Annotated in this window: 19 protein-coding genes; 17 read left to right on the forward strand and 2 right to left on the reverse strand. The window is 38.5% G+C overall.

Annotation, left to right across the window (positions count from 1 at the left end; all coding sequences use genetic code 11):
- Positions 1–250 precede the first annotated feature (250 nt).
- The 14 genes from V7147_RS00010 (at position 251) to V7147_RS00075 (ending at position 12917) form a co-directional block, all read left to right on the forward strand.
- On the forward strand, positions 251–553 hold the full coding sequence (locus V7147_RS00010; protein ID WP_304213675.1) for an urease subunit gamma: 303 nt from the start codon (positions 251–253) through the stop codon (positions 551–553).
- 24 nt (positions 554–577) lie between these two features.
- Positions 578–898, forward strand: a complete 321-nt coding sequence (locus V7147_RS00015) for an urease subunit beta (protein ID WP_335365811.1) — start codon at positions 578–580, stop codon at positions 896–898.
- Entirely contained in the window at positions 898–2610 is a 1713-nt protein-coding gene (ureC, locus tag V7147_RS00020) for an urease subunit alpha (protein ID WP_335365812.1), read from the forward strand. Before V7147_RS00015 ends, ureC begins: the two co-directional genes overlap by 1 nt.
- 11 nt (positions 2611–2621) lie before the next feature.
- Entirely contained in the window at positions 2622–3077 is a 456-nt protein-coding gene (ureE, locus tag V7147_RS00025; protein ID WP_335365813.1) for an urease accessory protein UreE, read from the forward strand.
- A complete protein-coding gene (locus V7147_RS00030) occupies positions 3070–3756 on the forward strand; it encodes an urease accessory protein UreF (protein ID WP_335365814.1) in 687 nt (228 codons plus the stop codon). Before ureE ends, V7147_RS00030 begins: the two co-directional genes overlap by 8 nt.
- 27 nt (positions 3757–3783) lie before the next feature.
- The gene (gene ureG / locus V7147_RS00035; RefSeq protein WP_335365815.1) at positions 3784–4395 is read left to right on the forward strand and encodes an urease accessory protein UreG; all 612 of its coding nucleotides are present in this window, start codon (positions 3784–3786) and stop codon (positions 4393–4395) included.
- A gap of 1 nt (position 4396) precedes the next feature.
- The gene (locus V7147_RS00040) at positions 4397–5221 is read left to right on the forward strand and encodes an urease accessory protein UreD (RefSeq protein ID WP_335365816.1); all 825 of its coding nucleotides are present in this window, start codon (positions 4397–4399) and stop codon (positions 5219–5221) included.
- A 96-nt stretch (positions 5222–5317) separates the two neighbouring features.
- Positions 5318–5791, forward strand: a complete 474-nt coding sequence (locus tag V7147_RS00045; protein WP_335365817.1) for a hypothetical protein — start codon at positions 5318–5320, stop codon at positions 5789–5791.
- Between the two features lie 145 nt (positions 5792–5936).
- Positions 5937–6785, forward strand: coding sequence for a MurR/RpiR family transcriptional regulator (locus tag V7147_RS00050; protein WP_335365818.1), 849 nt, complete (start codon positions 5937–5939; stop codon positions 6783–6785).
- Between the two features lie 162 nt (positions 6786–6947).
- On the forward strand, positions 6948–7832 hold the full coding sequence (gene murQ / locus V7147_RS00055) for an N-acetylmuramic acid 6-phosphate etherase (RefSeq protein ID WP_335365819.1): 885 nt from the start codon (positions 6948–6950) through the stop codon (positions 7830–7832).
- Positions 7833–7862: 30 nt separating this feature from the next.
- Positions 7863–9227, forward strand: coding sequence for a PTS transporter subunit EIIC (locus tag V7147_RS00060; protein ID WP_335365820.1), 1365 nt, complete (start codon positions 7863–7865; stop codon positions 9225–9227).
- A 115-nt stretch (positions 9228–9342) separates the two neighbouring features.
- On the forward strand, positions 9343–10416 hold the full coding sequence (locus tag V7147_RS00065) for a DUF871 domain-containing protein (RefSeq protein WP_335365821.1): 1074 nt from the start codon (positions 9343–9345) through the stop codon (positions 10414–10416).
- Between the two features lie 333 nt (positions 10417–10749).
- Positions 10750–11937 carry a glycine C-acetyltransferase gene (locus V7147_RS00070; protein WP_335365822.1) on the forward strand — a complete coding sequence of 396 codons (1188 nt, stop codon included), beginning with the start codon at positions 10750–10752 and terminating at the stop codon, positions 11935–11937.
- A gap of 20 nt (positions 11938–11957) precedes the next feature.
- The gene (locus V7147_RS00075) at positions 11958–12917 is read left to right on the forward strand and encodes an L-threonine 3-dehydrogenase (protein WP_335365823.1); all 960 of its coding nucleotides are present in this window, start codon (positions 11958–11960) and stop codon (positions 12915–12917) included.
- 166 nt (positions 12918–13083) lie between these two features.
- Here V7147_RS00075 and V7147_RS00080 read toward each other — a convergent pair whose 3' ends face one another.
- The gene (locus tag V7147_RS00080; RefSeq protein WP_335365824.1) at positions 13084–13230 is read right to left on the reverse strand and encodes a hypothetical protein; all 147 of its coding nucleotides are present in this window, start codon (positions 13228–13230) and stop codon (positions 13084–13086) included.
- 249 nt (positions 13231–13479) lie between these two features.
- Between V7147_RS00080 and V7147_RS00085 the strand changes: the two genes are divergently transcribed.
- Genes V7147_RS00085 through V7147_RS00095 form a run of 3 tightly spaced genes read left to right on the forward strand, consistent with a single transcriptional unit; the run spans position 13480 to position 15053 of the window.
- Complete coding sequence (locus V7147_RS00085; protein WP_335365825.1) at positions 13480–13956, forward strand: DUF2975 domain-containing protein; 477 nt, start codon at positions 13480–13482, stop codon at positions 13954–13956.
- Positions 13957–13966: 10 nt separating this feature from the next.
- Positions 13967–14176 carry a helix-turn-helix domain-containing protein gene (locus tag V7147_RS00090; protein ID WP_335365826.1) on the forward strand — a complete coding sequence of 70 codons (210 nt, stop codon included), beginning with the start codon at positions 13967–13969 and terminating at the stop codon, positions 14174–14176.
- 34 nt (positions 14177–14210) lie between these two features.
- A complete protein-coding gene (locus tag V7147_RS00095; RefSeq protein WP_335365827.1) occupies positions 14211–15053 on the forward strand; it encodes a DUF817 domain-containing protein in 843 nt (280 codons plus the stop codon).
- A gap of 44 nt (positions 15054–15097) precedes the next feature.
- Here V7147_RS00095 and V7147_RS00100 read toward each other — a convergent pair whose 3' ends face one another.
- A complete protein-coding gene (locus tag V7147_RS00100) occupies positions 15098–15925 on the reverse strand; it encodes a MerR family transcriptional regulator (protein ID WP_335365828.1) in 828 nt (275 codons plus the stop codon).
- Between the last annotated feature and the right edge of the window lie 77 nt (positions 15926–16002).

Genomic DNA, 16002 nt, shown 5'->3' on the forward strand with positions numbered 1-16002 from the left:
TCATATCGTTAAAGAAAATTCAAATCAATATGGTTTGTTTTTTTTATTACATTAAAAGGAGGTGAATTATTTTTAACGTACCAAAACCCATTACTGCACTAAAGAGAATTAAAATGCTCTTCCGGAGTTTAAACTCCATTGCAATGGGAAAAATGAGAGAGGAAGTTTCTAAGATTTTAAATTAGCTCTTTTCTTGTATTCTCAAATTGGGATTTTTTATGTTCAAAAATTAAATAGGGAGGTTTAAGGTATGCATTTGTTACCTCGAGAAATCGACAAACTTATGATTGTTGTAGCAGCGGACCTTGCGAAGCGTCGGAAGGAGAGAGGCTTAAAATTAAATTATCCGGAAGCTGTCGCATTGATTACATATGAAGTAATTGAGGGGGCAAGAGACGGAAAAACTGTAGCCGAACTGATGGAGTACGGTACCACGATCTTGTCGCGCGAAGATGTTATGGAGGGAATACCCGAAATGATTGATGACATTCAGGTTGAAGTGACTTTTCCAGATGGAACGAAATTAGTCACAGTCCATAGCCCGATACGCTAAACCATACAAGGAGGGAACCCAATAATGATACCAGGTCAATACATTTTAAAAGAAGAAGAGATTATTTGTAATGAAGGAAGAGAGATCGATACTATTTCTGTTACGAATACAGGCGACCGTCCGATTCAAGTAGGATCCCATTTTCATTTTTTTGAAGTGAATGAAGCTCTTCAATTTAAAAGAGATGAGGCATATGGAAAACGATTAAACATCCCTGCTGGTGCAGCTGTTCGATTTGAGCCAGGTGATGAGAAAGAGATTCAACTCATTTGTTTAGCTGGAGAACGCAGGGTATATGGTTTCAATAATAAGGTAGATGGACCTCTAGAAGGCGGGTGTAAATAATGAGTTTCAAAATGTCTAGAAAACAATACGCAGAAATGTTCGGACCAACAACAGGAGACTCCATTCGTCTAGCAGACACGGATCTATTTATTCAAATTGAAAAGGATCACACGACGTATGGAGAAGAGGTTGTATTCGGCGGGGGCAAGGTAATCCGGGATGGAATGGGTCAGCATCCACTTGCAACACGAGGCGAAGGTGTTGCTGATACTGTTATAACAAACGTCGTCATTCTTGATTACACAGGAATTGTAAAAGCAGACCTTGCCCTTCGAGATGGAAAGATTTATAAGATTGGGAAGAGTGGCAATCCATTAGTAATGGATAACGTGGATATTATTATTGGTGCATCGACAGAAATAATTGCGGGTGAAGGCTTAATCGTAACAGCTGGTGCAATTGATACCCATGTCCATTTCATTAACCCAGAGCAGGTCCATGTGGCACTAACAGCTGGTACAACGACATTAATAGGTGGTGGAACTGGTCCTGTTGCAGGATCAAAGGCTACTACTGTGACACCAGGTGAATGGAATATTCATCGCATGCTTCAAGCGGCAGAAGGTCTTCCGATTAATATCGGATTTACAGGCAAAGGACATGCGGCTACTTCGGCTCCATTAGTGGAGCAAGTAAAAGCTGGGGTTATCGGCTTAAAGGTTCATGAGGATTGGGGGGCGACGGGTTCATCTCTCGACCATGCCCTAAGGGTTGCAGAAGAATATGATATCCAAGTGGCGCTTCACGCTGATACATTAAATGAAAGTGGATTCATGGAAAATACGATGGCGGCGGTAAAAGATCGGGTTCTTCACATGTACCATACTGAGGGGGCTGGTGGGGGACATGCGCCTGACTTGATAAAATCAGCAGGATACCCAAATATTTTACCCTCATCAACAAACCCGACACTCCCATACACAGTCAATACTGTTGATGAACACTTAGATATGGTCATGGTATGTCACCATTTAAACCCTTCTGTTCCTGAAGATATCGCTTTTGCGGATTCGAGAATCAGAAGGGAAACGATTGCAGCGGAGGACATTCTCCAAGACATGGGTGTCTTCAGTATGGTCAGTTCGGACTCCCAGGCCATGGGGCGTGTAGGTGAGGTCATCTTACGTACCTGGCAAGTCGCCGATAAAATGAAAAAACAAAGAGGGACGATGCAAGGTGATGCTAAGTTCGCTGACAATAACAGGGCAAAACGCTATATAGCTAAATATACGATTAACCCGGCTATTACACATGGTATTTCCAAACATGTCGGGTCGATTGAAGAGGGCAAGATGGCAGACCTTGTCCTTTGGTCACCGAAATTTTTCGGTGTAAAACCGGAAATGGTGATTAAGAATGGACTTGTTGTGACCGGTTTGATGGGGGATGCCAATGCGTCCATACCTACTCCACAGCCGTATATCTACCGTCCGATGTACGCGCAATATGGGAAAGCTTTGTCGAAAAGCTCAGCTACTTTTATTTCTCAGGCGGCTTTTGATGAAGGAGTCCATGAAAGACTTGGTCTTGAAAAAATCATCCTTCCAGTTGGCGGCATTCGCACACTTTCGAAGAAGGATATGAAATTGAATTCCGAAACACCGGAAATTACGGTTGATCCACAGACATATGAAGTAAGGGTAAACGGAGAACTGCTAACATGTGAACCGGTTGATGTGGTTCCAATGGGACAGCGATATTTTCTATTTTGAGGTGAATGTGGTTGATTATTGAAAAAATTATTACGAATCTAGACGAAATGGATCGCAGTGAAATTGAAAAGCGCCATATCGAAAAAGTGTATTTAGAGAGCTCACATTTGGTAAAAAGAATTCAGAGGGTCAAAACCGACCATGGTAAAGAAATTGGGATTCGATTGAAAGAAATCCGCGACCTAGAAGCGGGCGATGTATTATATATGGACGATAAAAATATGATTGTCATTGATGTACTATCAGATGATTTACTCGTTATTAGCCCTAGAGATATGAAAGAAATGGGAACGATTGCGCATCAGTTGGGTAACCGACATCTCCCAGCACAATTTGAAGAAGAGAATATGCTTGTTCAATATGATTATTTAATAGAAGAACTGTTGCAGCAGCTTGAAATACCGTATAAACGGGAAGACAGAAAGGTAAAACAAGCGTTCAGGCATATCGGTCATAGCCATGGATAAAAATATCCTCTCTTTATTTCAATTATGTGACTCTAATTTACCGACCGGGGCGTTCAGTCATTCCTTTGGTTTAGAGACTTACATACAAGAGAACTTTGTAACGGATCAGAAAACCTTTTACAAGTGGCTTCAAGTGTATGTTCATGAGCAGCTCATCTATACAGATGGGCTTTCATGTCGTTTCGTTTATGAAGCATTACAAAATGAGGATATTCAAAAAATCTGGGAGCTTGATCGCAAAATAACCGTCCAAAATTTGCCTCGGGAAACGAGGGAAGGAACACAAATGATTGGCGATCGCATGCTTAAGCTGGCTACAACTTTATATGACATGCCATCCCTCTCACTGTACAGGGAACAGATTAGGCAAAAGCAGGCTTATGCCCACCCATCTATTGTCTTTACAATGGTGGCTTTCGGACTTGAAATATCGAAGTCCAATGCCATCCTATATTATTTATATTCCACAGTTTCGAGTCTTGTTCAAAATGCAGTGCGTGCAATTCCTATTGGTCAAACTGCAGGGCAGCAAATTATTCATGATGTTCAATCTGAATTAACCACGGCGGTTGAAAAGGTTCTGGAATTACCGGAAGAGGATTTTGGAGTTGTATCTCCAGGTCTTGAGTTATCGCAAATGAAGCATGAACGAGTTAATGTCCGTATCTTTATGTCGTAATTAATTTTTATAAAGGAGAGTTATGTGATGGAACCAGTTAAAATTGGAGTTGGAGGACCTGTTGGGGCAGGTAAAACAATGCTAGTAGAAAAATTAACCCGTCGTCTTGAAGGGGAAATAAAAATGGCAGTTGTCACTAATGACATTTATACGAAGGAAGATGCTAAGTTTCTTATGGAAAATGGTGTGCTTCCTGAAGATAGAATCATAGGTGTGGAAACTGGAGGGTGTCCGCATACAGCTATTCGCGAGGACGCGTCTATGAATTTTGCTGCGATTGATGAATTAATAAGTCGTCATCCTGATGTCGAGCTTATTTTTGTGGAGAGCGGCGGAGACAATCTTGCAGCTACTTTTAGTCCGGAATTAGTTGATTTCTCTATTTACATCATTGATGTGGCTCAAGGAGAGAAGATACCTCGAAAAGGTGGACAAGGTATGATTAAATCCGATTTGTTTATTATTAACAAGACTGATCTTGCGCCTCATGTCGGTGCTAGCTTGGAAGTAATGGCAAGTGATACAAGGGTATTTCGAGGGGATCGACCATTTGTCTTTACAAATTTAAAAAGTGAAGAAGGACTCGATGAAGTTATTGACTGGATTAAGCAACATGTATTATTAAAAGGATTAGAGTAAGATGACAGCTTGGACAGGTGAATTATCTTTGAATCTGGAAGAGAGAAACGGGAAGACTGTTGCGAAAAGGGTTTATTTTCAGGGTGCCTTCAAAGTAATGAGACCTGTGTATCATGATGATTCAGGGAAGGTCTGCTACTACCTCTTAAATCCGGGCGGCGGGTATTTAGATGGTGACCGCTATCGGATGGAGATTGAAGTAGAAGAAGGGGCTAAAGTAACCTTAACGACTCAAGGAGCAACGAAAGTATATAAAACACCAACTGACCACGTCTATCAGGAAACAGAGATTTCACTTAAGAAAGGGAGTTATTTGGAATATCTCCCTGATCCATTAATCGCTTATGAAAATGCCCATTATAAGCAAAAAAATGTGATTCATATTGAATCAGGTGCTACCTTTCTTTATACAGACATCATAACCCCGGGCTGGTCTCCGAGCGGGGATAAATTCAGTTATACTACCATTCAATTAGTGAATGAGATCTATATAGATGGTACACTCTGTGTATTTGATCATATTAAACTAACCCCCTCACAGCAATCCTTAACGGATATAGGATTTATGGAAGGTTATACCCATCTAGGATCAATGATCGTGATTGGCAATCAAACTAGTAACCATCTACTTGACGAGTTGTATGAAATGATTAAAGGAAATGAATCTGACTTTACTTTCGGTTTATCAAGGCTAGCGGTGCCAGGATTTAGTATTCGGGTACTCGCTAACTCGACACAGCTTATTGAACGTATCTTCGCAAACTGCCATAGTAAAATAACACAAAAATGGTTTGGGACTGTTCCGAGTTCATTACGGAAATATTAAATTTAAATAACATAAGTCCCCTCTCTTTGAAAATGAAGAATAATTATCCTATACTTAGGAAATTACTTTAGTAGTAAATACATGAGGGGGATTCTAATGCCTAAGGAAAACAATGAAGAAAAAACTGTAATCGAAAATTTTGAGGTTGAACCACTTTTAGTGGATCATGTTCATCATCAAAGACATGCCTTCACCTTTAAAATCCAAGGTGATGAGTTCAAGGGGCACCTGCATGACGGTGAAATCAAATGGCTTCATCCACATCCAAAACAAATGATTGGTGAGGAAAAAGTAGAAGCAATCGAAGGAGCTATCCATGATTCAATGAGGGAACACGGAATTAGCAGTAGGATTAAAGACTTTGAAATAATGCAAGCTTTTGAGGACCGCACGTATGAACGTAAGCAATTCATACTTCAAGTGCAGGGGGAGGAATTCAAGGGATTTGTGCACGAGGGAGAAATTCAGTGGTTCCACCCACACCCACATCAAAAGCTCGAGGAAAAGCATGTTGATGCAATTGAAGCAGAGATTCATGATAAAATAGTGGATCCAAAGGAAGACAAATAATTCTCTAAAAAAACAAAAAAGACCAGGAAGGTCTTTTTTTGTTTTTACGTACCCATGTTTATCGACTATAATAAAGAGAGAGAATTATGAAATTTAATTTCATTAAATATAGTAGTCGAAAATTTATTTTTAGAGGAGTAATTAGATGAGTTCATTACTGTTAAGAATAGAGCAACATTTGAATAGATTACCAGAAGCAGAAAGGAAAATAGGCGAATTTATTTTGAAAAATCCCGAATTGGTGCCAAATATGACAACTAAGGACTTGTCAAAGAACAGTGGTGTAGGCGAGTCGACTGTCATAAGATTTTGTAAGTCTATTGGAATTGGGAGCTTCAAATCCTTTAAACTAGAGCTTGTAAAAGATATTACCTTAACAGATATGAACTTGACCGATTTTAATATATTGAATAAAAAAGATGAACCGTATGACTTATTCCAAAAGGTAGCATATGTAAATAAGGCCGCTATTGAAGCAACACCGTCTTCACTAGATCGAAAGGAATTTGAAAAAGCAGTAGACGTATTAGCCAATGCGGATACACTGATGTTTTATGGGGTAGGCGGATCTGCAATTGCGGCCTTAGATGGTTATTATAAGTTCACAAAACTTGGCTATCGATGTACCAATCATCATGATTTTCATTTTTTACTGTCAGCAATCCCGCACTTAAACGCTAGGTCTGTGTTTATTGCTGTTAGTATGTCAGGAAAAACAAAGGATGTCTTGGACCTATCTAGGTTTGCTAAAGCAAAAGGGGCAACTGTTATTGCGATTACGAATATAGATAAATCGCCTCTATATAAAGAAGCGGATATTATCTTATGTACCCCAAAGGTAGAGCATGATTATAGAATCGGCAGCATTCCATCTAGAATGACGCAACTTACAATAATTGACGCGTTATATCTAAGTGTTTTCCACTTAAAAGGAGAAAATGTAATTAATCAATATCATGAGGCTAGGGATGAAGTAGTTCGCTTGCGACGGTAAGCGGGCTTTTTATTTAACTTTCTTTGCTAAGTGGGAAATAAATAAACCTATTCACAAGCTTTTGAAATTTAATTTCATGTTTATACACAACAATATTGACTTTTAATTCCTAAAAGTTATAATGTAATCAAGAAGTAAAATTTCATAAAAGAGGGTGAGATAATGCTAGATAAATTAACTACAGAATTGAGAAACCCTAATAGCATGGATTTGGATAAAAAGTCCATTAAAGAAATCTTAATATTGATGAATGAAGAGGATTCAAAGGTTCCGTTAGCTATTAAAAAAGAAATTGACAATATTGAAAGCGTAGTCAAACTTACGATTGAAGCATTTAGAAATGGTGGCAGATTAATTTATGTAGGTGCAGGGACAAGTGGTCGTCTTGGAATATTAGATGCTTCAGAATGTCCGCCGACCTTTGGGGTAGACCCTAAATTAGTACGTGGTATTATTGCAGGTGGGGAGAAAGCGATTACAAATGCAATTGAGGGTGCGGAGGATAATGAAATTTTAGGAAGTGAAGACCTAAAAGCTATTTCTTTAACTGAAAAGGATGTAGTGGTTGGGATAGCAGCCAGCGGAAGAACTCCGTATGTCATAGGTGCCCTAAATTATGCGAAACAAGTCGGTGCTGCCACTGCGAGCATTAGCAATAATAGAGATTCAGAAATAGGCAAAATCGCAGATATAGCAATCGAAGTCGTAACAGGTCCAGAAATTGTAACCGGTTCAACTCGATTAAAGGCTGGAACAGGACAAAAACTTGTGTTGAATATGATTACAACAGCATCCATGATTGGAATTGGAAAAGTATATGAAAACCTAATGGTGGATGTCCAACCAACAAACAATAAGTTAGTAGAACGTGCGAAAAAAATCATAATAGAAGCAACTGGTGTTGATTATGATACTGCACAAACGTATTTCGAAGAAGCGAATCAACAAGTGAAACCTGCCATTGTCATGATTTTATTAAAATGTTCATATGAAGAAGCGTTAGTCAGATTGGAAACATCAAAAGGCTTTATTAGACATACAAAATAGATAGTGCCAAAAAAGATAGGGGGAGTAACGATGAAGAAGGAAGAATTACTGGCAAGAGGTATATTGGAACGCATTGGTGGCGAAGAAAATATCGGATCCTTCACTCATTGTATGACAAGAGTTCGAATTAATTTAAAGGATGACGACAAGGCCGATATTAAAGGATTAAAAGAACTAGATGGTGTCATGGGAGTCATTGAGGATGACACACTACAAATTGTAGTTGGACCAGGTACTGTAAATAAAGTTTCTGATCACATTACTCGAATTACAGGTATTAAGATGGGTGAAGCAATTGATGCCAATGATGATGACGTTGTCAGTATGAAAAAAAATGATCTTAAAAAGAAAAATAACACGCCAGTTAAAAATTTGTTAAGAAAAATTGGAAGCATTTTCATACCGCTTATTCCAGGACTTGTTGCATCAGGTATTATTAACGGGATCGCTGGTTTTGCTAAAAACGCGGGTGTTGATCCAACTTTAACTTGGATGCAAATTTTAACGATTCTAGGTGGAAGTATTTTCGGATATTTGGCAATCGTTGTTGGTTGGAATACAGCTAAAGAATTTGGCGGTACTCCAGTACTAGGTGCTATCGCTGGTATCATTACGATGCACCCTGGTTTAGCAGATATTGTTCTATTTGGACAAAACTTAATTCCAGGACGGGGCGGCTTGTTTGGAGCAATGTTTGCCGCTTGGTTAATGGTATTTTTCGAGAGAAGGTACAGAAAGTTTGTTCCAAATACAGTCGACATTATTATCACGCCATTATTAACCGTTTTAACAGTAGGTATTTTAACGATTGCAGCTGTTCAACCTTTGGCAGGACTACTTTCAGATCTTATTACAAGTGGAATTCATGTTGTTTTAGATGTTGGAGGAGTGGTAGCTGGCGGATTATTGGCAGGCTTCTTCCTACCGCTAGTTATGTTAGGTCTTCACCACGGTTTAACACCAATTCATATGGAGTTAATTAACACAGTTGGATCAACTGCATTACTACCGATTTTAGCTATGGCTGGTGCAGGTCAAGTCGGTGCTTCTATCGCGATTTTAGTAAAAACAAAAAATAAACGCATTAAAAACGTAATCAAAGGTGGTCTTCCTACAGGTTTCTTAGGAATTGGTGAACCTTTATTATACGGTGTAACGTTACCATTGGGTCGTCCGTTCATTACAGCTTGTTTAGGTGCTGCGGTCGGTGGTGCATTCCAAGCAGTTATGCACACAGCGGCAGGTGGAATTGGAGTGTCTGGTATACCGTTGATTCCGTTAATCGTTGATAATAAATACTTGATCTACTTCTTAGGATTATTAATCACTTATACATCTGGTTTCTTATTCACTTACTTCTTTGGATACAAAAAGGAAATGGATGATAGCTTTTAAGAATTGATAGTGTCATAGATATAGTGAAACAATTGTGGGGGAGAGTATCAATTCTCCCCCTTTTTAAATTCTGAGTAGATTTACACGATTAAGGATGGTCGAAAGGAGAAGACAAATGCTAGGAATATCTATTTATTTAAACGAAGAATTATCGGAACAAAAAGAGTTATATATGCAGAAAATGAGTCAAATCGGTTTTAAAAGTATTTTTACATCTCTTCATATTCCGGAGGACGATCCTAGTCTTTATACAGACCGATTAAAAGCGCTTGGTTCAATAGCAAGAAAATATAATATGGAATTGTTTGCTGATATTTCCCCAAAGTCACTACACTATTTGGGATACACATGGGAAAACGCAGAGCACTTACAAGATTGGGGTTTATCTGGTTTAAGGGTCGATTATGGAATTTCTGATGAAGTGATCGCAAATCTTTCAAGAAAAATGAAGATAGCGATAAATGCAAGTACTCTTACGAAGGAAAACATACACAAATTAACAGAATACGGGCTTCAGCTAGCATCTGTTGAGGCTTGGCATAATTTTTATCCGCGTCCTGAAACAGGTTTGGATAATGAGGAATTCAATCTTAGGAATCAATGGCTAAAAGCTGAAGGGATCAAGGTAATGGCGTTTATTCCAGGTGATGGTGAAAAAAGAGGGCCGCTTTTCAAAGGGCTGCCAACCATTGAGGATCATAGAGACTTATCGACCTTTGCGGCATATCTCGATTTTCTGAAAAATCCTTCTGTAGATAAAATCCTAATCGGTGACCCGACTATAAGTGAATGGTCAAAGCAACAATTTGAAAGCTTCCAAGAAGGTGTGATTGAACTTAGGGCGAAAAGCGTTACAACTTATAAAAAAGTAATAGAGAAAATGAATCGTATTCTGTCCAATAGGCAAGATGCTGCAAGAGATGTGATTAGAGCTGCAGAATCAAGATTATATGGACTAATAGGGGATTTCCCTGTAAAGCCGGAAAACACTGTTGAACGTTTAATGGGATCAATTACTGTAGATAACTGTGATTATGGCAGATATCAAGGAGAAATCCAAATTACAAAACGTACTCTACCAACAGATACAAAAGTAAATGTTGTCGGAAGAGTAATTGATGAAGACTTGCCGTTATTGGCGTGTATAAGTGGTGGAGATAAGTTTAGGATAAATTGGCTTGAGGGTTAAGTGAAGTTGGGGTGGGTTTAGCCTCCGAAATATCTACAATGTAAATTAGTGCAAACACAGAGGTCTGCTGTCTCAATGATGTGGGATAGTAAGGTCTCTGTTTTTTTGTTTGGGTCGGAACGATCTATAAGAATACCTCAAATTTGAATCACAAATCCCAAACTAACAAATAATATATTAATAATAAGAAAAAGTGTCCACTGGGTATAAACATTTGAAGAATAGTGTGGTAAAGTATGTAGTATAAATGTTGATATAAAAGGTTTTGTGAAATCGAATTTGTATTTCTAGTAAATACACTTGTATTTTGTAAACATACAAAGGAGGATTCTAATGTCGAAGGTGTTGGACTCATTTTTACATGAAAATTTGGCGGATTTAAAGAAGAAAGGTCTCTATAATGTGATCGACCCTCTTCAAAGTGCAAACGGACCTATCATTAAAATCAATGGGAAAGAACTGATTAACCTTTCTTCGAATAACTACTTAGGCTTAGCAACAGATGAACGTCTAAAGGAAGTTGCAAAAGAAGCAATTGATACGTATGGGGTTGGTGCAGGTGCGGTCCGAACCATCAATGGGACACTTGATCTTCACATAAAACTAGAAGAAAGACTTGCGGAGTTTAAACACACAGAAGCAGCTATTTCATACCAATCTGGATTTAACTGTAATATGGCAGCAATTTCAGCTGTTATGGATAAAAATGATGCGATTCTATCTGATGAGCTCAATCATGCTTCAATTATTGATGGATGCCGTCTTTCAAAGGCAAAAATCATTCGTGTCAACCACTCCGATATGGATGATTTGCGTAAAAAGGCGAAAGAAGCAACTGAATCTGGCTTATATAACAAGGTTATGGTCATCACTGATGGCGTTTTTTCTATGGATGGTGACATTGCAAAACTTCCTGAAATCGTACAAATTGCAGAAGAATTTGACCTGATTACATATGTAGACGATGCACACGGTTCAGGTGTATTAGGAAAAGGTGCGGGTACGGTTAAACATTTCGGTCTTTCCGACAAGGTTGATTTCCAAATTGGAACCCTTTCAAAAGCTATTGGTGTAGTTGGTGGTTATGTAGCAGGTAAGAAGGAGCTTATTGACTGGTTAAAGGTTCGAAGTAGACCATTCTTATTCTCTACAGCTGTGACACCAGCTGATGCTGTTGCTGCAACGAAAGCAATCGAAATTCTAATGAATAGTACAGAGCTCCACGATAAGCTTTGGGACAATGCTAACTACTTCAAGCAACAGTTAAAGGAACGCGGCTTTGATATTGGCCATAGTGAAACTCCAATTACACCTGTTATTGTTGGGGAAGAAGTAAAAACACAGGAATTTAGTAAAAGATTAACTGAAGAAGGCGTCTACGCGAAGTCAATCGTATTCCCAACTGTCCCTCAAGGAACAGGAAGGGTGCGCAATATGCCAACTGCTGCTCATACGAAGGAAATGCTCGATCATGCAGTGGCGATTTATGAAAAAGTAGGTAAGGAAATGAACATTATTTAACCAATTCGGGGGAATGAATAATGGAGAAAATCGTAGTAACCGGGGCTCTTGGCCAAATTGGGTCAGAGTTAGTCACAAAGCTTCGCAAGGTTTATGGTGCTGATCATGTTGTTGCGACAGATATCCGAAAAACGGATTGTGAGATTGTCCAGTCAGGTCCGTTTGAGCTTTTAGATGTAACAGATGGCAAAGCGATGTATGACATTGCAAGAAAATACGATGCTGATACGCTAATTCATTTAGCGGCATTGCTATCTGCAACGGCAGAGGCAAAACCACTCTTAGCTTGGAATTTAAATATGGGTGGACTTGTCAATGCATTAGAGGTTGCCCGTGAACTGCGCTGTCAATTTTTCACGCCAAGCTCTATTGGAGCATTTGGTCCTTCCACGCCAAAGGACGGAACGCCGCAGGACACCATTCAGCGCCCCACCACGATGTATGGAGTGAACAAAGTTTCGGGTGAGTTGCTCTGTGATTATTACAATCATAAATATTGTGTGGATACAAGAGGACTTCGTTTCCCTGGATTGATTTCGTATGTGACCCCACCAGGTGGTGGTACGACAGATTATGCTGTGGAAATTTATTATGAGGCTCTTAAAAATAAACGTTACACCTCTTATATTGCAGAAGGAACATATATGGATATGATGTATATGCCTGATGCGCTCCAAGCCATTATTGATTTGATGGAGGCAGAGGAGTGCAACCTGAAGCATCGAAATGCCTTTAATGTCACGGCAATGAGCTTTGCGCCAGAGGAAATTGCGTCAGAAATCAAAAAGCATATTCCTGAGTTTGCGATGAAATACGAGGTGGACCCAGTCCGGCAAGCCATCGCCGAAAGTTGGCCAAATTCAATTGATGCTACGGCAGCAAAGGAAGAATGGGGTTTTAAGACGCAATATAATCTTGAAACAATGACAAAGGATATGCTTGATCAATTAAGTGTTAGGCTTATAAAAAATGTAGGATAAATATATAAAGGAGTATGAATTTCTTGAAGAATTCATACTCCTTTTTTATGTGTTTTTTTCCTAAAATACCCAAAAGTTAGAACGTACAGGTCATTAAGACGATTACCTTTTACTATATTGCACATGCTTTCCAAACAAAAAATGAAAAACCACTCAAAGTGGTTTTTCAATCGCGCATTGCTCCAGCCTCACGGGAAGTCATGGCACCTTGGCCTTGGCTGACATCCGTTTGAATCTCTTGTTTCACCTTTTGCGGGTTAGTTCCTGTAACATTCGTTTGAGCATTATTCTTATTAGGTTGTTTTTGTGGCATACAGACCCTCCTCAATAAAAAATTAACAATCTTATTATTTACAAAAGGCCCAGTAAAATGCAGACAGAGTTTAAAGTCCGGATAGATAGGCAAATAATTTGCGGAGAAATGCTTTTCTCTGCAATGATGATGAATGCTATTTGCAAAATATGCCAACAATATTTTTACAATATACAATAATATTTTATTGCAAAACGATAAATTTTATATTAGAATCAATATGAAAATAATTTAGTGAGGTGCTTTTTTATGAAACGAGGGTCAACACTCTTTTTAAAATTAGCGGTTTTTCTTATGGGGATTCCAGTTCTTGCTTTATGTATATTTGTGTTATTTGAGCTAGTTAAAAACCCAGTAAATCCAGACTATGACCATATACTATATCCCGTTGTAATAGGAATGTTTATATCCGTGATACCGTTTTTCGTTGCGTTGTATCAGGCATTTAAGCTTTTGAGCTATATTGACAAGAACCAAGCTTTTTCGCAAATTTCGGTTGTGGCTTTAAAGAATATCAAATTCTGTGCAATCGTAATCAGTGTTTTGTATGCGATTATTTTGCCGTTCGTGTATATGGTAGCTGAGCTAGACGATGCACCAGGTCTCATCATTGTTGGAATGGTCCCTATCTTTGCTTCAATGGTAATCGCAGTATTCGCTGCTGTTCTCCAAAGGCTTTTACAAGAAGCGATCAATATAAAATCAGAAAATGATTTAACGGTCTGAGGTGAAGAAGATGGCGATCATAATTAATATTGATGTGATGTTGGCAAAGAGGAAAATGAGCGTAACAGAGCTTTCGGAAAGGGTTGGAATCACGATGGCGAACCTTTCTATTTTAAAAAATGGTAAGGCAAAAGCAGTACGATTTTCAACCTTAGAGGGAATTTGTAAGGCGTTAGATTGTCAACCTGGAGATATATTAGAATACCGAAACGAAGAATAATGGGTCGTATCCACAAAAAAAGGAGGCACAAATGATGAGAGCATTAAAACAGCTTGTTCGGTTTGGTTGGGAGCAAGCACTGTCCTGTTTGTTTCCTGTTGTGATTTTTGCTTCATTGGCTTTAACAAAAATCATGCCACTTCCATTCTTACCAAGGTATGACTGGCTGCTTATCATCTGCCTTCTTATGCAATGGTGGATGGTCCGCTCTGGGCTTGAAACACGGGATGAATTAAAGGTTATCACCTTGTTTCACATTATTGGTCTTACTCTTGAAGTTTTCAAGGTACATATGGGGTCCTGGGCTTATCCGGAGGAAGGATTTTTCAAGGTCTTTGGAGTGCCTTTGTATAGTGGTTTTATGTACGCAAGTGTAGCGAGTTATCTCTGTCAAGCGTGGAGGAGGCTGCAGGTGGAGTTGGTGAAGTGGCCACCGTTTTTGCTAGTTGTGCCACTCGCTGCTGCAATTTATTTAAATTTTTTCACCCATCATTTTTGGATTGATATTCGATGGTGGTTATCGGCTCTTGTAATCATCGTATTTTGGAAGTCATGGGTCACGTACGAGGTAAACGGAAGGCGTTACCGTATGCCAATTGCGCTTTCTTTTGTGCTCATCGGATTTTTTATATGGGTAGCTGAAAACATCGCAACGTTCTTTGGGGCGTGGCAATACCCGAATCAAACTGAAGCTTGGAGTCTCGTTCATCTTGGAAAGGTGAGTTCTTGGCTTCTCCTAGTGATTGTTAGTTTTCTTATCGTCGCAACATTAAAGCTAGTTAAAGGGAAAAATCCCACAAGTCTAGATACTAGTCGGGCAATTAATACTGAAAATGACAAGAAGACTGAAATAGGTTTAAAAACTTTTTCTAAATGAGTGGAAAAAAGCAATGTTATCACGTTGCTTTTTTCATATTGCCATTATTTTCGATTAACTTGTAACATAATTTTGGTGACAAAATCTTCTTTGTCGTTCTTTACGACAGTATCATAAATATACTCTTCAAAAGCATAATCACCCATGGTTACATTTAATCGTTCCATCTCTGAAAACAGCCGGTTATACGTTTTATGTATTTTCTTTTCATCTCCAATATGGTATCCGATGAGAAAATCCCCTTTTACAGCCTGGAAATACGGGTATCCCTCCTGTTGATTTGGTTGCTCAATGTATAAATAGCTATATTTGGAGAATTCCCCCTTTAATACTTGTTCCCGTTTCGTTATCACACCTATCGGGTATCCTGTATCAAGCTGTGATTCGTTCAATTCACCTATAAAATCTGAAATAACCTCTAAAAACTCTTCTTCCGTATTATTTTCAATGTTTCTACTTAAATAGAGAGTGGCTTCTGGTAATTGTTCAAGCGTAACTTGGTCAAAATTAATTTTCGAGGCTTCTTCTATTAATTCTATTTTTGCCTCAATCATTTTTTCTTTCAATTCAATTTCCTGCCGCTTTTTTACGATTTCTTCTTTTTGTTGATACATTAAAGTCAAAAAACCTTCAGGCGATTTATTTTGCATATATTGTTGAATGTCGTTTAACGACATACCAAGATCCTTTAATAAATCAATAACATGGAATAACTCTATTTGGTTAATCGAATAAAAACGATACCCTTTTTCATTTTTAAATACCGGAGACAAAAGACCGATTTGGTCATAATAATAGAGTGTCTGTTTATTAATTTTGCAAAGCTTCGCGAATTCTCCTGTAGATAAGTATTTTCTATTTTCTTTATTCATTTTTTAATCCACCACCCTTGACTATATAGTAACTATATACACTAGGATATAGATTGTAAATAAATGAAATGAATACA

The organism is Bacillus sp. JJ1521 (assembly GCF_036965165.1).
Taxonomy (GTDB): Bacteria; Bacillota; Bacilli; order Bacillales; family Bacillaceae_L; genus Ferdinandcohnia.